General features: G+C 61.7%; 12 protein-coding genes and 1 pseudogene. 9 read left to right on the top strand and 4 right to left on the bottom strand.

Annotated elements, in window-relative coordinates; all coding sequences use genetic code 11:
* Nucleotides 1–1,443, top strand: a complete 1,443-nt coding sequence (locus ADK28_RS27660) for an efflux transporter outer membrane subunit (RefSeq protein ID WP_033640269.1) — start codon at nt 1–3, stop codon at nt 1,441–1,443.
* A 156-nt stretch (nt 1,444–1,599) separates the two neighbouring features.
* A complete protein-coding gene (locus ADK28_RS27655; protein WP_033640270.1) occupies nt 1,600–1,953 on the top strand; it encodes a DUF1493 family protein in 354 nt (117 codons plus the stop codon).
* A 6-nt stretch (nt 1,954–1,959) separates the two neighbouring features.
* Here the strand turns inward: ADK28_RS27655 and ADK28_RS27650 are convergent, their stop codons facing one another.
* A complete protein-coding gene (locus ADK28_RS27650; protein WP_004937978.1) occupies nt 1,960–2,529 on the bottom strand; it encodes a DJ-1/PfpI family protein in 570 nt (189 codons plus the stop codon).
* Nucleotides 2,530–2,865: 336 nt separating this feature from the next.
* Here ADK28_RS27650 and ADK28_RS27645 point away from each other — a divergent pair, with 336 nt between their 5' ends.
* Nucleotides 2,866–3,855 (top strand): ankyrin repeat domain-containing protein, encoded by a 990-nt coding sequence (locus ADK28_RS27645; RefSeq protein ID WP_048797234.1) that lies wholly within the window; start codon nt 2,866–2,868, stop codon nt 3,853–3,855.
* Nucleotides 3,856–3,922: 67 nt separating this feature from the next.
* Here ADK28_RS27645 and ADK28_RS27640 read toward each other — a convergent pair whose 3' ends face one another.
* Complete coding sequence (locus tag ADK28_RS27640; protein ID WP_025302877.1) at nt 3,923–5,197, bottom strand: Glu/Leu/Phe/Val family dehydrogenase; 1,275 nt, start codon at nt 5,195–5,197, stop codon at nt 3,923–3,925.
* Nucleotides 5,198–5,815: 618 nt separating this feature from the next.
* Between ADK28_RS27640 and ADK28_RS27635 the strand changes: the two genes are divergently transcribed.
* Together ADK28_RS27635 and ADK28_RS27630 are read left to right on the top strand one after the other, a co-directional pair.
* Nucleotides 5,816–7,273 (top strand): amino acid permease, encoded by a 1,458-nt coding sequence (locus tag ADK28_RS27635; RefSeq protein WP_048797233.1) that lies wholly within the window; start codon nt 5,816–5,818, stop codon nt 7,271–7,273.
* 111 nt (nt 7,274–7,384) lie between these two features.
* The gene (locus ADK28_RS27630; protein WP_048797232.1) at nt 7,385–8,005 is read left to right on the top strand and encodes a helix-turn-helix transcriptional regulator; all 621 of its coding nucleotides are present in this window, start codon (nt 7,385–7,387) and stop codon (nt 8,003–8,005) included.
* Between the two features lie 67 nt (nt 8,006–8,072).
* Here the strand turns inward: ADK28_RS27630 and ADK28_RS27625 are convergent, their stop codons facing one another.
* Nucleotides 8,073–8,987, bottom strand: a complete 915-nt coding sequence (locus ADK28_RS27625) for a LysR substrate-binding domain-containing protein (RefSeq protein WP_033641411.1) — start codon at nt 8,985–8,987, stop codon at nt 8,073–8,075.
* 176 nt (nt 8,988–9,163) lie between these two features.
* Here ADK28_RS27625 and ADK28_RS27620 point away from each other — a divergent pair, with 176 nt between their 5' ends.
* Nucleotides 9,164–9,940, top strand: coding sequence for an SDR family NAD(P)-dependent oxidoreductase (locus ADK28_RS27620; protein WP_033640272.1), 777 nt, complete (start codon nt 9,164–9,166; stop codon nt 9,938–9,940).
* A 176-nt stretch (nt 9,941–10,116) separates the two neighbouring features.
* On the opposite strand, the gene ADK28_RS27615 is transcribed toward ADK28_RS27620, so the two are convergent.
* Nucleotides 10,117–12,306 (bottom strand): TonB-dependent siderophore receptor, encoded by a 2,190-nt coding sequence (locus ADK28_RS27615; protein WP_048797231.1) that lies wholly within the window; start codon nt 12,304–12,306, stop codon nt 10,117–10,119.
* A gap of 201 nt (nt 12,307–12,507) precedes the next feature.
* On the opposite strand from ADK28_RS27615, the gene fes reads away from it, so the two are divergent.
* The 3 genes and pseudogenes from fes to ADK28_RS27600 all read left to right on the top strand — a co-directional run bounded on the left by fes (nt 12,508) and on the right by ADK28_RS27600 (nt 22,631).
* Entirely contained in the window at nt 12,508–13,815 is a 1,308-nt protein-coding gene (fes, locus tag ADK28_RS27610) for an enterochelin esterase (protein WP_239686285.1), read from the top strand.
* Between the two features lie 30 nt (nt 13,816–13,845).
* Nucleotides 13,846–14,070 (top strand): MbtH family protein, encoded by a 225-nt coding sequence (locus ADK28_RS27605; protein ID WP_048797242.1) that lies wholly within the window; start codon nt 13,846–13,848, stop codon nt 14,068–14,070.
* Nucleotides 14,071–14,121: 51 nt separating this feature from the next.
* A pseudogene (locus ADK28_RS27600) lies at nt 14,122–22,631 on the top strand (amino acid adenylation domain-containing protein).
* Nucleotides 22,632–22,683 lie beyond the last annotated feature (52 nt).

The raw sequence follows: 22,683 nt of genomic DNA, 5'->3' as shown, positions 1-22,683 counted from the left end.
GTGTTGCAACGAGTCATGATGTTAACTTTGCCGCTGCTGTTGGCTGGCTGTATTTCGCTGGATCCTGATTATCAGCGGCCGACGGCGCCGATAGCGGCAACGCTGCCGCAGGGCGAGGCCGCCGGCAAGCAGGCGTTGAGCTACCCGGACATCGCCTGGCGCGACTATGTGCAGGACGCCAGGTTGCGCCAGGTGGTGGCGATGGGGCTGAGCAGCAGCCGCGATCTGCGCGAGGCGATCGCCAATATCGCGTCGGCGCGCGCGCTGTACGGTGAGCAGCGCGCGGCGCTGTTGCCGACGATCAACGCCACCGCCGACGGCAGTCGCGGGCGTTCGCTGACCGGTAACGGCAATGCCACCGCCATCAGCCAGAGTTACGAAGCGCAGGCCGGCGTCAGCGCCTTTGAGCTGGATCTGTTTGGCAAAAACGCCAGCCTGTCGCGGGCGGCGTTCGAAACTTACCTGGCTAACTCGGAGGCGGCGAAAAGCACCCGTCTGACGCTGATCGCCGATATCGTCACCGACTGGGTGGCGGTGGCGGCCGAGCGCAGCAATCTGGCGGTGGCGCAGCAGACGATGGAAAGCGCCAAACGGTCGCTGGAGGTGACGCGCAAGAACCAGCAGCACGGGATTTCATCGTTGGTTGACGTGGCGTCGGCGGAGACCGTTTATCAACAGGCGCGATCGGACGCCGCCAGCTATGCGACCAGCGCCGCGCAGGCGAAAAACGCGCTGGATTTGGCGGTGGGGCAAAGCGTGCCGGAAAACCTGCTGCCCGGCGGCATCGACGCGCTGGGCGGGATCATGCGCGACCTGCCGGCCGGGGTGTCTTCGCAGGTGCTGCTGACGCGGCCGGACGTGCTGCAGGCCGAGCATAATCTGAAATCCGCCAACGCCAATATCGGCTCGGCGCGGGCGGCGTTCTTCCCGTCGATCAGCCTGACCGCCAGCGGCGGGGTGGGCAGCGGTGAACTCTCGTCGCTGTTCAGCCACGGCGCGGGCGTTTGGTCGTTCGCACCGAGCATCAGCCTGCCGATTTTCAGCGGCGGCTATAACACGTCGCAACTGAACTACAGCAAAGCGCAGAGAGATCTGTATGTCGCCACCTATGAGAAAGCGGTGCAGACGGCATTTCAGGAAACCGCCGACGCGCTGGCGCGCAAAGCCACGCTGCAGGAACAGCTGGCGGCGCAAACCGGCTATGTGGCGGCGGCGCGGCAATATTATCGTCTGGCCGAACTGCGCTACCGCCAGGGCGTGGACAGCTATCTGACCGTGCTGGACGCGCAGCGCACGCTGTATACGGCGCAGCAGTCGCTGATCGCCGCGCAGCAGACCGCGTACGACAATCAGGCCACCCTGTATAAAGTGTTGGGCGGCGGGGTTGCCGCCGAGCGGCAGGGGGACGGCGTCATCGCCGACAAGACGACGCTCAGCCGCTAACCGTCGACCGCGCGCGCCAGAAGTGTGGCTGCGCGCGGTTTTTTATGGAAAGTGTAAAGAAACAGAAAACCCGGCCGGCATCCCGAACTCGCCGCGGCGGGCAGAGTCAGACAGATAATTGCACTCACTTTTTCTTCATATCGGCTCGAGGTCGTCATGGCAGAAGACATTCAGCAACAGGTCATCGCGCTTATCGCCGCCTTCAACGCATCAGGCCGGCTGCAGAAGGGCGTGGCCATCACCCCGGAAACCGAGATCAACACCGCGCTCAACCTGTCGTTCAGCGACTCCAACACGTTGATGCGCCGCTACTTCGATACCTTCGGCGTCGACAGCGGCAACTACAATCACGAGCTTTATTTCCAGCCGCCGAGCAATACCGGGCGCTGGTTTTCCCCCTCCGCCTGTAAAGAACACACCCGGCCGCTGTGCGTATCCATGCTGGTGCGCTCCGCGCGCGCCAAACGCTGGCTGTACGACATCCATTTCCTGATCGAGCAGCTCCGTTAGCGCGCGTTACTGCTCCAATACCTCGGCGAACTTAGCCAGCCATTGCGGATGCGCCGGCCAGGCCGGGGCGGTGACCAGATTGCCATCGACGTGCGCCTGATCGATGCCGATCTCCGCATAATGGCCGCCGCCCAGCCGCACCTCCGGCGCGCAGGCCGGGTAGGCGCTGCAGGTGCGGCCTTTCAACACCCCGGCCGCTGCCAGCAGCTGCGGGCCGTGGCAAACGGCGGCGATCGGTTTTTTCGCGGCGTCAAACGCCTGCACCAGCGCGATCACGTCGGGATTCAGGCGCAGGTATTCCGGCGCCCGACCGCCAGGGATCAAGAGCGCATCGTAGTGCTCTTCTTTGGCGGCGGCGAAGTCGGCGTTCAGGGTGAAACGGTGGCCGGGTTTCTCGCTGTAGGTCTGCGCGCCGTCAAAATCGTGGATCGCGGTCTGGATGTAGTCGCCGACGGCTTTGCCGGGGCACACGGCGTCCACCCAATGGCCGATCATCTGCAATGCCTGAAACGGCACCATGGTTTCGTAATCTTCGGCGTAGTCGCCGACCAGCATCAGGATCTTTTTCTTGCTCATGATCACAACTCCTGCAGAAAGGGGAATGCCTAAGGTATAGCCCAGCCCCCCCGGGAATGCGAACCGCAAAGTGCGGTGGAATACACGATAAAAAAGCGTAAAAATTGAGTTGACTTTCTTGGCGAGAATAAAGGCCATAATTATCCAGGCGTTCTCATCAGTAATGAATTTGATTTTCGTTTGTTTCCTATGATAGAAAAACGGCTCCCCACTAAAATGGAAAGGAAATCTGTTAGCACGCTTCATACGAATACATAAGAATTCTGTGATTATTACCATTGCGTAATAATGGAAAGCACTTGTTTAATTTTTTTATTATTTTGAAGGAACAAAAAAATGCCTATTTTAAATCGCTGTGCCACAGCCTGCGCACTGGCGCTGAGCCTGCTGGGGAGCTCGGTTGCCGCACACGCTGGCGAACAAGAGGAACTCACCCAAAAACTGGATGAGTCGGTAATGACGTATGCTTACTCTAAGAGCAGTAGCGATATGGACACCATTAATGAACTGATCAAAAATGGCGCTCACCCCACTATTCAAACGGTATGGTATGCCGCCTATTACAAACAGCCGGCGCTGCTCGACCGTTTTCTTGATATGTCGGTGAATGTGAATCAAGCCATCAGTGACAATGGAGAAACCGTATTGTTGTCAGCGTTGGGAAATACCGACAAGTCTGAATTATCCGATGATGACCTTCACATTTTACAGAGCTTGCTAAAAGCGGGTGCCAATACCAATGTCATTGCGCAAGGGGGGACTAATACACCGCTTATTGCCGCCGCCCAAAGCCAAGGAGCCGCGCCCGCGTTGGTGAAACTGTTGCTGCAATCTGGTGCGGATGCCAAGCAGGTTACCCCGCAAGGATTCTCACCGATCATGGGGGAAGGGGCGGCTAATCTGGAGGTCATCAAACTGCTGGTAGCCGCCGGTACAGATCCTTATGGCGTCAGCAAGGTAGGATCAACGCCTTTGCACTTTGTTTGCACGCGGGATTCTTCCCAGGACGGCCAGCCGGACCCGCAAGCGGCGCAGCGTATCGCCTTGTTGCATAAACCCGGAACCTCTATCGATGCTCAACCGCCCCAGCAACAGGCCTGGCCTGTTGGCACACCGCTGCTGGAAAGCCTGACCAGCAATAATCCTGACTGCGTCAAGGCGTTGTTGGCTGCGGGTGCCGATAAAGATGCGCTGGCTTTCCCGGCAGAGTATGTGGCAGCAGATCCAAGCGTAAAAGGTAAAACGGTTCGTCAGAATATACTCGGGGCGGCAGAAAAATATCCCGACCTGTATTCGCCGGAAATCGTGGCCTTGTTTCAAAAATAGGTGAAACGAAAAAGGGGGCTTTCGCCCCCTGATACAATGGCCCGCTCGCAGGCCAAATAAGCCGGCATCAACCTGGGTAAATGCCGCGCTCTTTACGTGCGGTCAGGATGCGCTCACAGGCCACGATGTAAGCGGCGGTGCGCAGGCTGCACTCTTTCTCGGCGGCCTTGTTCCAGACGTGGACCATCGCGTCGGTCATGATCTTGTCCATACGCTCGTTGATCTCGGACTCGCTCCAGAAGTAGCTCGCCATGTCCTGCACCCACTCGAAGTAACTGACCGTTACGCCGCCGGCGTTACAGATAACGTCCGGAACCACGGTGATGTTACGGGAACGCAGAATATCGTCCGCTTCCGGGAAGGTTGGGCCGTTAGCCCCTTCCAACACCAGTTTGGCGCTGAGGATTTCAGCGCGCTGACGGGTGATCTGGCCTTCCAGCGCCGCAGGGATCAGAATGTCCATGTCGACCGACCAGAACGCTTCGCTCTCGATCTCGCTGGCGCCAGGGAAGCCGGCGATCTGCTTGTGCTTGGCCTGGTATTCGGTCAGCGCCACCAGGTCGATGCCGTCGGCGTTGAACAGGGTAGCGGAGTGGTCCTGGATGGTGACGACGCGCGCGCCGACGCCGACGAACAGACGGGCCGCTTCGCTGCCCACGTTACCGAAGCCTTGTACCGCCACTTTGGCGCCTTCGATCTGCACGCCCAGACGCTTGGCCACTTCGCTGCCGGTGACGAACACGCCGCGGCCGGTCGCTTTCTCACGGCCCAGGGAACCGCCGAGGTGAATTGGCTTGCCTGTCACTACGCCGGTGATGGTGGTGCCGTGGTTCATGGAGTAGGTGTCCATCATCCAGGCCATCACTTTGGCGTTGGTGCCGACGTCCGGCGCAGGAATGTCTTTCTGTGGCCCGATGATGAAGCCGATTTCACTGGTGTAGCGGCGGGTCAGTCGCTCCAGTTCACCTTCAGACAGTTTGAACGGGTCGACGCGGATGCCGCCCTTGGCGCCGCCGTACGGCAGGTTGACCGCGGCACACTTGATGGTCATCCAGGCGGACAGGGCCATCACTTCGTTCAGATCGACGTCAGGGTGGAAGCGGATGCCGCCTTTGCCCGGCCCACGCGACAGGTTGTGCTGTACGCGGAAACCTTCGAAGTGACGGATGGTGCCATCGTCCATCTGCAGCGGGATATCGACAATCAAAGCGCGCTTAGGGTGACGCAGCGTATCAACCCAGCGTGACAGGTCGCCGAGGTAAGGGGCGACGCGATCGATTTGTTGCAGATATGTAGCCCAAGCGGTGGTGCTGCTGTCTGAAGCGTAGGATAGCTTTTCCATAACCAACCTTTATATATTAGAGGTATTTATTTCGTTTAACCGTGGATTAGCAAGCGCATAACACTTTGCGACGCTAAATTTACCACTAATTATGCCGGTTGTTAGCCCCCCTCTCATCGGGCCAGCGGACGGTTTTTCGCCGCCTGCAGAGCGGTAAATGAATAGTTAATTACTTTTTGTCGACGGTGAGCGATCACATGCATAATTTATGCATATAAAGCGCATAAAAACCCTTTTTATCTATTTTTCAGAAGCTTGAATGTGATCAAAAAGTTTCATTTTATTTAACTGCCATGTTGACAATGGCATTTCCCCTCGCCAGAGTTAAATTAATGTTAAAACGGCTCCGGCGTCGTTTTTTTGTTGCACAAGGGAAAGTATAACCATTTGATATTGTAGTGTTTACCCACCACGCTCAGGCTTTGTACGCCAACCGTGGGCGATACGACGGCTCACGAGAGCATTTTCTTGGTACCCATTATTATTACCTCCCTGTCACAACGGGGCGGGCAGCGTTTGGTCTCAATTTTTTGCCGGTTAGAGCGCCCGCGGGCGTTTCATTCCTGCTGCAACCGCGCATCGGTTGCTTAATCGCCTTAACGACGGACAGGTAACACCATGACAAAAAACCACTGCGATCGGCTGAACCCAGGTTCAGCCGAGGGGCCTCACTGTGCCCAAACTTTGCAGCGCGGGCTGAGCGCGCGCCACATTCAACTGATTTCGATCGGCGGCGCCATCGGCACCGGGCTGTTTATGGGCGCCGGGAAAACCCTCGCGCTATCGGGCACCTCCATCGTACTGACTTACGCCATCGTCGGCTTTTTCATGTTCATGGTCATGAGGGCGATGGGGGAACTGCTGCTCACGCGGCTCGATTACCGCTCGTTCGCCGATTTTGTCTCCGAATACCTGGGGCCGCGCGCCAGCTTTTTTCTCGGCTGGTCCTACTGGCTGAGCTGGGTCGTGACCTGCATTGCCGACGTGGTGGTGTGCGGCGGCTACGTGCAATATTGGCTGCCAGACGTCTCGCCCTGGTTGCCGGCGCTGCTGACGCTGGGGTTTCTGTGTCTGTTCAACATGCTGTCGGTCAAGATGTTCGGCGAGGCCGAATTCTGGTTCGCGATGATCAAGGTGGTGGCGATCGTCGCGTTGATCGCCACCGGCGCCTGGATGGTGTTCAGCGGCTGGACTTCGCCGGACGGCGTGACCGCTTCGCTGCATAACGTCACCGATCCCGCCATTTTCATGCCGCACGGCATCTTCGGCTTTTTCGCCGGTTTCCAGATCGCCATTTTCTCCTGCACCGGCATCGAGCTGCTGGGCACGATGTCGGCGGAGACCAAAAACCCCGAGAAGGTGCTGCCGAAGGCGATCAACGCGATCCCGGCGCGCATCATCGTCTTCTACGTGTGCTCGATGCTGACCATTATCGCCGTCACCTCATGGAGCCACATCTCGCCGGACAGCAGCCCGTTCGTGATGCTGTTCGATCGGGCGGGGCTGCCGGCCGCCGCCGCGGTGATCAACTTCGTGGTGCTGACTTCGGCGATGTCCTCGGCCAACAGCGGGGTGTATTCCAGCACCCGCATGCTGTACAGCCTGTCGATGGAAAAGCATGCCCACGGTCAGTTCCGCATTCTGTCTCGCACCACGGCCATTCCGATCCGCAGCCTGCTGTTTTCCTGCTTCTGCATGGTGGCCGGCACCTTGCTGCTGGTACTGGTGCCGAACGTCATGACGCTGTTCACCATCGTCTCTACCGTGGCGGCGATCCTGGTGGTTTACAGCTGGGGCATGATTTTGGTCGCCTACCTGGTGTATCGCCAGAAGCGGCCGGATCTGCACGCCGCTTCGCACTTCAAAATGCCGGGCGGGGTCGCGATGGCCTGGCTGACGCTGGCATTCTTCGCCTTTACGCTGGTGCTGATGGTGTTCGATAGCGATACGCTGATCGCGCTGTGCAGCATGCCGCTGTGGTTTACCACGCTCGGGCTGATCTGGCGCTATCGGGTCCGCGACAGCGTGGCGCGCGAGAGCTACGTGTTTTATCGGCGCGGCGCCGAGGCGGAATAACCGGCGAAGGATACGCCGCTTGCCGCCGCTCCACTCGGCAAGCGGCGGCAACTGCGGTATGCTAAGCAGCTGAACAGCCAACCAAACCGGGCCATACGGAGATACCCCAGCGTGCCGAACTCTACTTCTCAACTCGAACTTTTGCGCTCGGTCGCTGACGGCATCGCGGCGCTGTTTTTCCCGAATGCGGAAGTGGTGATCCACGATCTGGCCACCAACAAGATTGCCTATCTGGCGAACAACCTGTCAAAGCGTAAACCGGGCGACGACGCCGGGCTGGAAGACTTCGAGCTCGATGGCGGCGCCGGCGTGACCGGCCCCTATGAGAAGCTGAACTGGGACGGCAAAAAGATGCGTTCGGTGAGCATTGCCGCACGCGACGAGCAGGGCAAGCCCAGCTATCTGCTGTGCATCAACCTGAGCACCGCGATGTTCGAGGACGCCCGCAACGCGCTGGACATGTTCCTGTCGGTCACGCGATTGCAACCACAGCCACAAGAGCTGTTCAAAGACGACTGGCAAGAGAAGATCAACACCTTCCTGCACGATTGGCTGCGGCGCGAAAACGCCGCGCTCGGCGCGCTGAGCCGCGAACAAAAACGGCGACTGGTCAGCGATCTCTACCATCAGGGCGCGTTCAAGGCCAAAAGCGCCGCGGACTACATCGCCAACGTGCTGTCGATGGGGCGCGCCACGGTGTACAAGCACTTGCGGGAATTGAAACAGGAGTAAAGGCGGCGGGAAAGGGCACGACGCCCCAGGGCGAATGCCGAGGTAGCGCAATAGCTGCGATGATCGTTTATGAACGGTCTGAGACGACGTCCTGAAGAAGCCAGTCGTGGAAAATTTTCACTTCATCACGCATGACATTTTGCTGCGGGGTGACCAGATAGTAGGACCATCTAAGTGGCCAGCGATGGTCGGGATGGAGATGAACCAACTGCCCGGTTTCGATAAGCTGCTTTACCAGAGCGTTTCGAACGATGGCCACGCCCCTGCCGCTCAGCGCCGACAGGATCACTGCTGAAGTAGAATTGATATGCAGCCCGCTTTCCAGCGTTTCGGGCGCACCGACCGCTCTCAGCACATCACCCCATGATGGAAAATCCGCACCAGGATGCGGCGTGTCATCGTGAATGAGTTTTTGCGTGGCGAGCCATTCACTGCAGGCCATTTTCTCGGGGGGAGCCAGGCGTGGACTGCAGACCAGCACGGCTTCCTCATCCATTAGCCAGGTTTTACTCACGCCGGGCCAATCTCCCTGTCCACAGCGAATGCCGATATCCGCCTCGCCATACGACACGTCCATCAGCTTTTCCGTGACGTTAAGCCGCAGATCGATATTCTCATGCGTTTCCGCAAACCGGTTCAGGCGGTCCATCAGCCAGTTCATCATCAGTACCTGGGACGCCGTCACCACGACCACCGAGCGTGACCGGCGACCACGAAGCTTACTTAAACCGGTTTCCAGCTTATCGAGACCCTGAGTGATATCTTGTAGGGCCTCCTGCGCTTCGTCTACCAGCGTCAGCCGCTCCTTGCCGGAGCGGGTGCGGTGAAGAAGCGGGTGTCCGACCCAGTCTTCCAGCGAACGGACCAACTGACCTACGGCGGCGGGTGTGACGCCCAGCTCCTGTGCCGCGCCGGTAAAACTGCCATGCCTGGCGGTGGCTTCAAAAGCGTGCAGCCATTTAAGTCGGTTTAACGATCGCATTGTGATCATCCTGATTCATTCTTTTCCTCAGTATACGCCGGCGAGAAAGATTTTCTTTCCTGTGTCGCAATTTCTTCTCAGTCGTCAATCGGTTTTCAGGGTGGCAATCTGGTTTCACACGATGAGAAGCAAGGCTTCTTATTAATGACAACCAGATGAATGTAAAGAGGTTAGCGATGAATACATCTTTTGCTGGCAAAAAACTGTTAGTGGTCGGCGGTACAAGCGGTATGGGCTTCGAAACGGCGAAGCGGGTCCTGAAAAGCGGCGGCAGCGTGGTGCTTGTTGGCCATCGTCAGGACAAAGCCGAGCAGGCCCGTCAGGCGCTGACTGCAGACGGCCAGGTTTCCGTCATCGTTGCAGACCTGATGAAAGAAGAAGGTCTGCAGCATGTAGTGAACATCATTAACAGCGAACACAAAGATATCAGTCTGCTGGTCAATGCGGCTGGCGTGTTCTTCCCGAAACCGTTTACAGAACATGAAGCGTCAGACTATGACATGTACATGAGCATTAACCGCGCCACGTTTTTTATCACCCGCGACGTAGTGCGCAATATGGTCGAGGCCGATATCAAAGGCGCTATCGTCAATATTGGCTCTATGTGGGCACGACAGGCCATCGGTGCCACACCGTCTTCAGCCTACTCAATGGCCAAAGCCGGTCTGCACGCGCTGACCAAAAACTTGGCTATTGAACTGGGTGAAAAAGGGATCCGTGTGAATGCGGTTTCTCCAGCTGTCGTTCACACGCCGATTTATGAGGGCTTCATTCCGAAAGACGACGTGAAGGATGTGATGAACAGCTTTGACAGCTTTCATCCGATCGGACGCGTGGGTTCACCGGTCGACATCGCGGAAACCGTCGCTTTCCTGCTTTCTGACAAGACTGGCTGGGTGACCGGCGCTATCTGGGATATCGATGGCGGCGTGATGGCGGGGCGTAACGCCTGATGACCATGCCGCACGAGTTAACCCGCGTGCGGCATGGGGATTGGACAAAGGCGTGGGTTGCAAGGGGCCGCATCTTACGGCCCCTTGCTCATTTTCATTTATCGCCCGAAAACGTCATCAATACCTTCAGAAAAACGCTAACTGACAAACATTACGATGTTGGCCACCCCTTTTTGTTACCAGCGGTAGTTGACCGAAGCGATGATGCTGCGGCCGCTGCCATAGAAGCAGGCGTACTCGCCGCTGCAGGATGAGACGTATTTCTTGTCCGTCAGATTCTGCACGTTGAGCTGGAGCGCCGCGCCGCGCAGCGCCGACGAAGCCTGGCCGAGGTCATATTTCACCATGGCGTCGTACAGCGTGTAGTGCGGCACGTCGTACTGGCCGATGGCGTCGGCCGGCGCATCGCCGATGTAACGCACGCCGCTGCCGACGGTCAGGCCGTTCAGCGCGCCGCTCAGGAAGCTGTAACTGCCCCAGGCGGATGCCGCGTGGCGCGGGATGCCCGCCGGACTGTGGCCGATTTCGTCCGCCGAGTTGGAGTCTTTGGTCACGACGTCGGTGTAGGTATAGGCGGCGGTCAGCTTGATCTCCGGCGTTGGTTGGGCGTGCACTTCCGCCTCAATCCCTTTGGATTTCACCTCCCCGATCTGCTCGTAGGCGGAGGTGAGACGGTTGTAAGACGCCACATTGCGCTGGGTAATGTCGAACCAGGAGAGGGTCAGCAGGGTATTGCCGCCCGGGATCTGGTACTTCACGCCCACCTCGGTTTGTTTGCCGGTGGTCGGCTTGAGCGGATCGGCGCCCGGCGCGCTTGGGTACAGGTTAGGATCGAACGAAGTGCTGTAGCTGACATACGGCGAAATGCCGTTGTCGAAAGCGTAGAGCAGGCCCGCGCGGCCGGTGAACTGGGCATCGTTGTAGGTCTGCTCTTTGCCGCCGCTGGTACGATCGCGGGTGTTGACCTGCGACCAGTCCTGACGGCCGGACAGCAACAGATTCCAGTTATTCCACTCCAGTTGGTCCTGCAGATACACCCCGATCTGATTCAGCGTCTTCAAGTCGCTGGAAGCCAGCGCCAGCGTGCTGCCATCGATGCTGGGGCGAACCGGGTTGGCCCAGTCGATCGGGTAATCGTTGCCGCGATCGCGATACATTTTATAATCGCTATGGCTGTAGCGGTAATCCAGCCCGCCCAGCACGGTGTGTTTCACTTCGCCGGTATCGAACAGGCCCTTCAGCTGGTTATCCACGCCAAACTCGTTGGTCATCTGCGTTTCATGCTGCGCCATGCGGGTGACGGTGTGGTCGTTGACCTTCGAGTTTACGTTATAAACCAGATACTTATATTCTTCATCGCGGTGGGTGAAGCGCAGGTTCTGGGTAAACGACAGCGCATCGCTGAAGTTATGTTCGAAGCTGTAGCCGATCGACGCCTGCTCGCGCCGCGACTTGTTGAAGCTGGGTTCGCTGATGTTAAAGTCATAGGGCACATAGCCCGCGCTGGTCGGGAACAGCGTGCCGGCGCGCGGCAGGAAGTTGCGCGACCCGGCTTTCGGATCGTTCTGGTAGCTGGTCAGCAGCGTAAAGCTGGTGTCTTCGTTCGGCAGCCAGGTGAAGGCCGGGGCGATGGCCACCCGTTGCTGCTTGCTGTCTTTGACAAACTCGTGTTCGGTTCGGGCGATACCGTTCAGGCGGTAGAACAGGGTGTTGTCATCGTTGAGCTTGCCACCGAAATCGAACGCCGTTTCCGCCAGATGGCGGTTGCCGGTGCTGAATTTGACTTCGTGAATGCTCTGGGCGGTAGGGCGCTTGCTGGTCATCACCACCACGCCGCCGGGGCTGACCTGGCCGTACAGCACGCCGGCCGGGCCGTGCACCATCTCCACGCGCTCCAGCAGCCAGGGATCGATCTGCCCGGCGCCGCCGTTTTGGCTCGAAAGGCCAAAGTGCAGACCGTCGAGCAGCTTGGGCGCATAGCGGAAGCCGCGGCTGATCACTTCGTCATTACGGTTGGAGTTGCCGCGGTAGGTGGTGATCACCCCGCTGGTGTAGTTCAGCGCGTCGGCGACCGACGCCGGCTCCTGGTCATTCATCTGCTCGCGCGTGACCACCGAGATGGACTGCGGCGTCTTGCGCAGAGGGGCGGCGGTCTTGGTGCCGGCGGCGCTCTCTTTGGCGACGATCCCTTTGACCGGCGCGGTCACGCTGTTTTGCGCGTCGGCGGTCACCAAAATCGTTTCGTCCGCTGCCGCAGACGCGTGTGGCGCCAAGGGCAATAACGCCAGCGCCGATCCCAGCAACAGACGCTTGGCGGACATCGCCTCCGCATTTCCGTTTTCTATCCCTTTGTTTTTAATCTTCATTATCTCTCCTGCATACCTGCTTTTGTGTGTCATGCCACCCTGATAAACCCCGAAATGCCGACAAGCGGTCTTGTCCCGTCGACGTGGAGACGTCGTGTTTGCACGACGGTAAAAATCCGACAAATAGTATTGAAAATGATAATGAGTATCAATACGATTGTCAGGTTTTGTAAAAATCACTCATGTTATGTAAGGGGCGCTATGGAGTTTTTGCCGGAAAAGAGGCCAGGAAACGACCTTGAGGGATTGGCGGCGCAATGGCTGCGTGAAGAGGCAGCAGGGCAATCCGCGTGGTGGCAGAAGGTTGCCGCTCACGGCACGCCCATCGTCGAAGCGCACGATGAACAGCACGTCAAAATGACCTGGCTATGGCGCGACCCCGCCGGCGATGAACGGCACTCGCCGATATGCCGCGTTTACGCCGATATCAACGGCATTACCGATCACCACAGCACGTCCCCCAGCAGCCTGACCAGGCTCCCCGGCACCGACGTTTGGTACGGCTCGGCCGTTATCGATCGCCGCTGGCGCGGCAGCTACAGCTTGATCCCCATTACCGAGCGAGACCTCCCCCCCGTCTTCAGCGACGACGAAACGTTACGCGACCGCCAGCAGCGTGCCTGGTGGGTATCGCTGTTCCCGTTGGCGATCGCCGATCCGCTGAATCGCCTCTCTCTGGGGCCGTCTCATCGCCCGCGGCCCGTATCCCTGGCGCAAGGGCCGGATGCCGACGATCAAAGCGCCTGGCAGGCCGCCGATCGGCCGCTGGATGAGGCGCGGCTACAGCTTTTTCAGTGGCACAGCGCACGGCTGGGTAACCAGCGGCGCGTTTGGCTGTATGCCAGCGGCGAGGCGGCGGTGAAAGCGAACCGCCCGCTGGTGCTGCTGCTCGATGGCCAAAACTGGATCGAAAGGCACGCGCTGTTGCCGGTGATCGAGAACGAAACCGCAAAAGGGCGGTTGCCGCCCGCGTGCTGGTTGCTGATCGATGCGATCGATGGCGAACACCGGGAAAACGAGCTGCCTTGCAACGCCGCGTTTTGGCAGGCGGTGATCGACGAACTGCTGCCGCAGGCGCAGCGGCGCGAACCGTTCAGCGAGGCAGGGGCACGCACCGTCGTCGCCGGCCAGAGCTACGGCGGGCTGGCGGCGTTATATGCCGGTTTGCACTGGCCAGAGCGCTTCGGCCACGTGCTGAGCCAGTCCGGCTCCTTCTGGTGGCCTACGGTGCAATTCGTTACCCAATTCGAAAAACGCCACGAACTGGAGGAAGGCTGGCTGATACGCCAGGTACGGCAGCGCAGCGCGGCGACACCCAAGCTCACCGTGATCCAACAGGCCGGCGATCGGGAGGCGGACATCGAATTCGTCAATCGCCAGATGCATCAGGCGCTGACGGCGGCCGGGCACCGCGCCGAATACCGCGTGTTTTCCGGCGGGCACGATGCGCTTTGCTGGCGCGGCGGCCTGGTGGACGGCGTGCGCCGACTGCTTGCCGCGATGGAATAACCCACACATTTTGACAGACAGGTAATGAAAATGACTCAGGAACAACAAAACCCGTTCGATGACGAAAGCCTCCGATTCTCCGTGCTGGTCAACGCGCAGAAGCAGTATTCACTGTGGCCGCAGTTTGCCGATACGCCGCAGGGGTGGCGCGTGCTGATGGGGCCGGCGTCGCGCGGCGAATGCATCGACTACATCGAAACGCACTGGCAGGACATGCGGCCGGCGGCGCTGAAAGCGGCGGATGCGGCGCGTTAAGCGCCAGGCAACCACATCGATACATTCCGTTTGAGGGAAAGGACAGACACCATGTCAGAAACGCTTTCTTTACCGGATACTCAGGTCGAGTATCGGGATTATCCGCTGGTTGCGGCGCAGCCGGGGATCTGGATCGCCGACCAAATCGCGCTGCGCCGCAACAGCTTCGCCGTGGCGCACTACACCGAACTGCACGGCGCTATCGATCGTTCGGCGCTGGAGCGCGCGATCCGTCAGGGGCTGGCCGAAGCGGATACGGTTCAGGCGCGGTTCTTTGAGGCGCAGGACGGCCAGCCGGTGCAGCGTTTACCGCTGATAGCCGATCCTGCGCGCGTGCTGGCGCCGGAGTGGTTCGATTTCAGCGCGCGGCCGGACGCCGAGCAAGCGGCGCTGGCGCTGATGAACGACGATTTGGCGCAGGATCTGCCTGCGGACGGCGAGCGGCCGCTCTATCGCCATGCGATAATCCGCGTCAGCGCCGATCGCTGGTTCTGGTACCAGCGCTTTCATCATCTGACCCTGGACGGCTTCAGTTTCGAAGCCATCACCCGCCGGATCGCCGATATCTATCGCGCGCTGCGCCACGGGCTGTCTCCGGCGGCCTCGCCGTTTACCCCGTTCGGCAAGGTGGTGGAAGAGTTTCAGCAATGGCAAACGTCGCCAGCGCGCCGGCGGGCGGCCGAATTCTGGCAACAGCATCTGCGCGATTTGCCGTCGCCGCTGTCATTATCGACGGAGAATCGGGAGGTTGAACCGGGCGCCCGGCCGCTCAAACAGGCGCTGGTGCTGCCGGAATCGCTGTTTGACGAAGCGCTGCGCGATACGGCGCTGCAGTCGCTGCAACCGGCCGATATCGTCACGGCGGCGTTGGCGATGTATCTGGCGCGCATGAGCGGCGAAACCCGTTTTTCACTCGGCTTTCCTTTCATGCGCCGTATGGGCTCCCAGGCGCTGGCGGCGGTCGGCCCGGTGGTTAACGTGCTGCCGCTGCTGCTGAACGTGACGCCGGAGATGTCGCTGGCGGACGTCTGCCAGGCGACCGTGGCGCAAATCAAACAGGCGCGCCGCCATCAACGCTATGAAGCGGAGCAGATCAAACGCGATCTCGGCCTGGTCGGCGGCCATCAGGAACTGTACGGCCCGGTGATCAACGTCAAGGTCTACCACAGCGCCTTGTCCTTCGACGGCCAGGCGGCCGTTACCCATACGCTGGCGATGGGGCCGGTCGATGACCTGGAGTTTGAGATCGGCTTTCGCAACGGCGTGCTGACGCTGTCGTTGGTCGCCAACCCGGCCAAATACTCGCCGCGCACCTTGCATCACCACGCGGAGCGCATCGGCCATTGGCTGCAGCAGTTGGCGCGGCAGCCGCACCAGCCGAACGGTCAACTGGCGTTGATCAGCGAAGGGGAGCTAAGGCAACTCGCGGCCTGGGGGCGCGGCGCCGATCTGACGCCGCCGGCGGGCATGGTGTCAATCATGGATGCGTTCCAGCGCCAGGTTGAGCGGCAGCCCGAGGCGTTGGCGGTGGCCTGCGGCGACGAGCGCCTCAGCTACCGTCAGCTCTCCGAACGGGTGATGCAGCTGGGGCGAGTGCTGATCGAAAGCGGCATCGGCGCGGAAGACGTGGTGGCCATCGGCATTCCGCGCTCGGTGGACACGCTGGTCGCGCTGTTCGGCGTGTTGGCCAGCGGCGCGGCCTATATGCCGCTCGATCTGGATTACCCGCGTGAACGCCTGACGCTGATGTGCGACGACGCGCGGCCGGCGATGCTGCTGACCCACCGCGCGACGCAGGTCAATATGCCGGATCTGCCGCAGGTATTGTGCCTGGACGACGCAGCGTGCCTGGCGCGCTGCGCGGCCGCCGAGGCCGCGCCGATAACGGATGACGAACGGCGTGCGCCGCTGAACGAGGCGCATCTGGCCTATATGATTTACACCTCCGGTTCGACCGGCAAACCCAAGGGCGTGATGTCCACGCACCGCGGGCTGCTGAACCTGTTCCTGTCGCATCAGGCCTCTCTGTTTGGCCCGGCGATCGAAAAATTCCAGGCTCGCCACGCGCGCCGTTTGCGCGCCGGCCATACCGCTTCGTTTTCTTTCGACTCCTCCTGGGAACCGCTGTTCTGCATGATGATGGGCAGCGAACTGGTTATCTTCGATGAGGAGCTGCGCCGCGACCCCTGGGCGCTGCTGGAACAAACCCAGCAGACGCCGATCGATCTGCTGGACATCACGCCGTCGTTCTTCTCGCAACTGGTGGACTGCGGCCTGCTGAAAGGGCAGTTCCCGCTGCCGGCGTTCGTGATGATCGGCGGCGAGGCGGCGACGCCGACGCTGTGGAACCTGATGCAGCAACATCCGGAGGTGGAGATCCACAACTATTACGGCCCGTCCGAATACACCGTCGATACCCTCGGCGCGCCGGTCACGGCCGCCGAACAGCCGGTGATTGGCCGTCCTCTCGCCAATACCGAAGTCTGGCTGCTCGACGGCCGCCTGCAGCCGGTGCCGATCGGCGCGGCGGGCGAGCTGTACATTTCCGGCAAAGGCATCGCGCGCGGTTACCTGCGGCGCCCGGATCTGACGGCGGCGCGTTTTGTCGCCAATCCGTTTGTCGAGGGCGAGGTGATGTACCGCAGCGGCGATCTGATGCGCTGGAGCGCGGAGGGCCAGCTGGTGTTCATTGGCCGGACCGATCACCAAATCAAGGTGCGCGGCTTCCGCGTCGAGCTGGGTGAGGTGGAAAGCGCCTTGGCCGCCTTGCCGGACGTGGGGCGGGCGGTAGTGATCGCCGAGCCGATCGGCGCCACCTATCGCCTGATCGGTTATTGCTCGGTGCAGAATGACGCGCGGCGCGCCTCACCAACGCTGCAAAGCGAACTGCTGGGGCAACTGGCGCAGCGTCTGCCGGATTATATGGTGCCGGCGATCCTGGTGGTGATGCCGGAGCTGCCGCTTAACGTGAATGGCAAGATTGACCGCCAGGCGCTGCCCAAACCGCAGGAGACGCTGGCGCAAAGCATTCGCGAGCCGGCCACCGAGCAGGAAAGGCTGATTTGCGGCGCCATGGCGCAGCTGCTGGGGATGGATCGCGTCGGCGCCGACGACGATTTCTTCGCGCTCGGCGGCGACAGCATCTCGGCGATGGGGCTGGGCACCGCCCTGCGGCGCAAAGGGTATCTGCTGCGGCCGCGCGAGATCTTCGCGCTGCACACCCCCGCGCGTATGGTGCAGGCGATGCAGCCGCTGGCCGTAGACTCTCAGGCTGCACGCAGCGTACAGCAAGGCCCGATCGACGGGCTGCCGATCCTGCATTGGTTTGCCGAGACGGGCGATATGCATCGTCGCTTCGCGCACGGCGTTTTCCTGCGCGTGCCTGCCGAGCTGCAGCCGGAACAGCTGCGTTATGCCTTGGAGCAGTTGCGTGCGGCGCACCCGGCGCTGGGCGCGCGGATCCGCGACGGCCAGTTGGTGGTTGAAACCGCCGCCGCCGGTGAGCTGATGCAGGTTGATACCGTGTCCGGTGAGCTGGAATCAGCGGCGGAACAGGCGTTTGATGCCGCGCTTGACCATCTCGATCCGGCAGCCGGCGCCATGATGCAGGCGATCCTGTTGCAGCGCGACGGGCAGAGCCTGGGGCTGGTGCTGGCGATCCATCACCTGGTGGTCGACGGCGTTTCATGGCGCATCCTGCTCGACGAACTGCGGCAGGTGGCCGACAGCGCCATGCAGGGGCAGCCGATCACATTGCCGCCGGAAGAAACCTCGCTCTATGAGTGGTCTGCACGCCTACGAGCCGACGCTGAACGCCGGGAAACCGAGCTGCCGTTCTGGCGGCGGATGCTGGCGGACGGCGCACCGCGTTTGGGGCGGCGAGCGTTGGATCCGCTGAACGATCGCACGGGCGACGTATCGGAAAAACGCACGCTGCTCGACAGCCGGCTGACCGCCGCGCTGCTCGGCGCATTGCCGCAGGGATACCGCGCCCAGGTTGAAGAGATCATGCTGTGCGCGCTGGCTCAGGCTTGCCGCCAGCGTTTCCAGGCCGCTTCGCTGCGTTTCTCTCTGGAGTCGCACGGCCGCGCCGAACTGGACGACGGCCTCGATCTGGCCCGCACCGTCGGCTGGCTGACGGCGGAGTATCCGCTGCGCATTGAACTGCATGACGCTGAGCACAATGAGGCCGTGCGCGCGGTGAAACGGGCGACGCGAGCGGTGACCGATCGCGGCGTCGGTTATGGCCAGCTGCGTTATCTGCACCCGCGGCGTGACGAACTGGCGGCGCTGGCGCAGCGCAATGCGCCGGAGATCTTGTTCAACTACCTCGGACGTTTCAGCCAGGATGAGGGGCACTGGACGCCGCAACGCAGCCAAACCCGCTTCCGCGACGCCTTCGCCGTGGCGCAGGATGCGCAGCAGGCGCTGTCGTATGGCCTGGAAGTGAATATCTTTGTCGAAGAGCGGCGCGACGGCGCCTGCCTGGCGATCAACTGGAGCTGGCTGGAGGGGATTTTCAGCGAGAGCGACATTGCGCAGTTGCACAGCGGCATCGAACAAGCGGTGCGTTCGCTGTGCGAATTTGCCGAACGGCATCCCGATCGCGCGGCGGCGACGTTGGTGGCGGCCGAGATCGCCCAGCCGGGCGCCGACGATGAGGCGGTGCGCGCCTGGGAGCGGGAGTGCGGGCCGTTGGCCGCGGCGCTGCCGCTGTTGCCGTTGCAGCACGGCCTGCTGTTCCATGCGCAGACGGCGCAGCAGGGCGGCAGCTATAACTCGCTGACGCGCCTGAGCCTCTGCGGCGAACTGGACGAACATCAACTCCAGCAGGCGCTGAATGCGGTGATCCGCCGCCATCCGCAGCTGGCCGCCCGATTCAACCTCGAGGGCGAACCGCTGCAGCTGATACCGCAGGAAAGCCATTGGCCGCTGGACAGCCACAGGCTGCCGCCGCTGTCCGAAGAGCAAGAAATGCAGGCGCTGAATGAGCTGGAACAGAAAGAGCTGCAGCGCGATCTGTTTAATCAGCCGGGCGCGATGCTGCATGCGCTGCGGATCAAACACGGCGATAGCGAACGCTACACGCTGTTCCTTAACGCGCACCACCTGATTGTCGACGGCTGGTCGACGCCGGTGGTGCTCAACGATCTGATGCTGGCATTGCGTGAAGGCGAGCAGGCATTGCCGCCGCTGCGTTCGAACTACGCCGATATCGTGCGCCGCCTGACCGCGCGGGATGCTGAAGCTTCGCGCCGCCTCTGGCGTGAGACGCTGCAGGATGTGCGCCCGACGTTGCTGTTCGGTGAAGCGCAGGACGATCGCGTGCAGGAGTTGGAAATGACGCTGCCGCCGGCCGAGGAAAGGCGCTTGCTGACCCTGTGCCGCGAACGCGGGTTGACGCTCAATACCGTGATGCAGGGCATTTGGGCGCTGCAGCTGGCTAGCTGTTGCGGCCATCAGGACGTGGTGTTCGGCTCGCCGGTTTCCGGCCGCTTTGGCCAGATAGAAGGGGTCGAGGAACACGTTGGCCTGTTCAGCAACACGCTGCCGGTGCGGGTTCGTCTGCAGCATGACCGTTCGTTGACGGAACAGCTGACCGAACTGCAGCACCGGCAGATTGAACTGCTGGAGCACGACGATTTGGGGTTGGGGGAGATCCAGCATCTGGCCGGGGCGGGCACGCTGTTCGATACGCTGTTGGTGGTGGAAAACTATCCGGACAACGACGCTCTGCTGGGCGGCGAAGGGTCGCTGCGCTGCGACGCTATCCGTAACAAAGGCTATACCCACTATCCGCTGACGCTGCTGGTGCTGCCGGGCGAGCGCCTGCGTCTGCTGATGGAGTACCGCGATTCGGTGCCGCAGCCTGAACGCTTCGCCGCGCGGCTGATGGTGCTGCTGCAACAGTGGATTGCCCAGCCGGATCTGCCGTTGCCGCGCTGGCAATTGCAAACGCCGCAGGAGCAGGCGCTGATCGCGGCGGTCAACCGCACCGGGCAGGCGGTGGCGGACACCACTCTGCATCAGGCGATCGCCGATCAAGCGCGGCGCACGCCGGAACGCATCGCGCTGCAGGACGCCTGGCACAGCCTCAGCTACCGTGACATGCAGCGCCAGGCCGCGCTGTTGGCCGAACGGCTGACGGCGGCCGGCATTCAGCCGGGCGATATCGTCGCGGTGGCGTTGCCGCGTTCCGTGCGCCTCAGCCTGGCGCTGACGGCGATTGTGCAAACCGGCGCCGCCTGGCTGCCGTTGGATACCGGTTACCCGGACGAGCGGCTGGCCTACATGGTGGAGGACGCCAAACCGCAGCTGATTATCACCGAAAGCGCGTTGGATGCCCGCTTCGCCGCGCTGGCGCCGACGCTGCGGTTCGATGCGCTGGACGACAGCGGGCGCGAACCGGCGCCGCGCCCACCGGCGGGGAGCGGCGATCATCCCGCCTACGTGCTGTATACCTCCGGTTCGACCGGGCGGCCGAAAGGCGTGGTGGTAAACCACCGGGCGATCGTCAACCGCCTGTTCTGGATGCAGCACGAGTATGCGCTCGATGCGCAGGACGTGGTCCTGCAGAAAACGCCGTGCAGCTTCGACGTTTCCGCCTGGGAGTTCTTCTGGCCGCTGATGGTCGGCGCGCGCCTGGTGATGGCGCCGCCGGAGGCGCACCGCGATCCGCAGGCGCTGACGACCTTGATCGACGACTATGGCGTGACCACGCTGCATTTCGTTCCGTCCATGTTGGCTATCTGGGTGGAGGCCTTGAACGAGCGGGCGCCACGGCGCGCCGCTGCCAGCCTGAAACGCGTGTTCTGCAGCGGCGAAGCGCTGTCGTGCGAACTGGCTTCCCGCTATCAGGCGTTGGTCGCCGCGCCGCTGCACAACCTGTATGGCCCGACGGAGGCGGCGGTCGATGTTACCTATCAACCGGCGTCCGGCGAGGCATTGGCGGCGGTGAACGGCGCCGGCGTGCCGATCGGCAAACCGGTCTGGAACACCCAACTGAGCATTCTCGACGCCATGCTGCGGCCGGTGCCCGTCGGCTGCGCCGGCGATCTCTACCTGCGCGGCATTCAGCTGGCCGACGGCTATCTGCATCGGCCGGAGTTGACGGCGCAGCGGTTTGTCGCCGATCCCACCGGCAACGGCGCGCGCATGTATCGCACCGGCGATATCGCTCGCTGGCTGGAGGACGGCAGCGTCGAGTATTTGGGCCGCAGCGACGATCAGCTGAAGATCCGCGGCCAGCGCATCGAGCTGGGCGAAATCGAACAGGCGCTGCTGGCGCAGCCGGGGGTAGCGCAAGCGGCGGTGCACGCCATCGAATTAAGCGAGGGCGCGACGGGGCTGGGCGGCGCCGATATGCGCCAGTTGGTCGCCTGGCTGATCGCCCAACCGGGCGTGACGCTGGATACCGGCGCGCTGCATCAGGCGCTGGAAGCGCGTTTGCCGGCGCATATGATGCCGGTCAGCTATGTCATGACCGACAGCTTCCCGCTCAGCGCCAGCGGCAAGCTGGATCGCAAGGCGTTGCCGCGGCCGCAGTTGAACCCGCAGAGCGGCCGCGCGCCGCACAGCGACAGCGAACGCCTGCTGGCGGCGCTGTTCGGGGAACTGCTGGGGCGCGAGACGGTGTATGCCGACGACGACTTCTTCGCGTTGGGCGGCCACTCGCTGCTGGCGATGCGTTTGGCGGCGGAGCTGCGGCGGCGCGTCCCGCGGCCGTTGAGCGTCGGGCAAATCATGTTCGCCCGCAGCCTGGAGAAGATGGCGCACCTGCTCGATGACGCGCAGGCCGCCAACTCGGCCGAAAGCCGCGGCGTCGGCGAGTGCCTGCAGTTGCGGGCCGGCCAAGGNCGGCGCTGTTCTGTCTGCACCCGGCTTCCGGTTTCGCCTGGCAGTACTCGGGGCTGAGCCGTTATCTGCCGGGGAGCTACCCGATCATCGGCCTGCAGTCGCCAAGGCCGGATGGCGCCATCGCCACCTGCGAGGACATTGAGCAGATGGTCGATCGTCATCTCGCCACTCTGCGCCGCCTGCAGCCGCAGGGGCCTTATTACCTGCTGGGCTATTCGCTCGGCGGCACGCTGGCGCACTCGATGGCCGCGCGTTTGCAGCAGCAGGGCGAAGAGGTGGCGTTCCTCGGCATGCTGGATACCTATCCGCCGGAAGGCCAGGACTGGACCGGCCCCAGCGAGGAGGAGGCACAGAAGGAGGTGGCGCAGGAACAGGCCGAGTTTATGGCGGAAGATCATGGCGATCCGGCGCTGATGGCGGAGAAGGCGGCGATGTTCGACAGCATCGTCGCCAACTACCGCGACGCGGTGCGCCTTCTGTCTCAGGCGCGCAGCCGGCGTTTCCACGGCACGGCGACGCTGTTCGTCGCCGACCGGACGCTGCCGCCGGAGATGGATATCAACGCCGTGTGGGCGCCGTATCTGGATGGGCTGATCTGTCATCACCAAAGCTGCGAGCACGCGGACATTCTGTCGCCGGCCTCGCTGGAGACGCTCGGGCCGCTGTTGCATTCGCTCCTGACGCGGCAATACGGGTTGGTATAACGCAACCGGGCCGGGGCGTGCGTCCCGGCCCGCACTAAAACATGATATGCAG

The organism is Serratia sp. 506_PEND, assembly GCF_001076875.1.
In the GTDB taxonomy this organism is placed as follows: domain Bacteria; phylum Pseudomonadota; class Gammaproteobacteria; order Enterobacterales; family Enterobacteriaceae; genus Serratia; species Serratia marcescens.
Note: the sequence above shows the minus strand (reverse complement) of the source record. Positions and strands in the feature narration are given on the sequence as shown.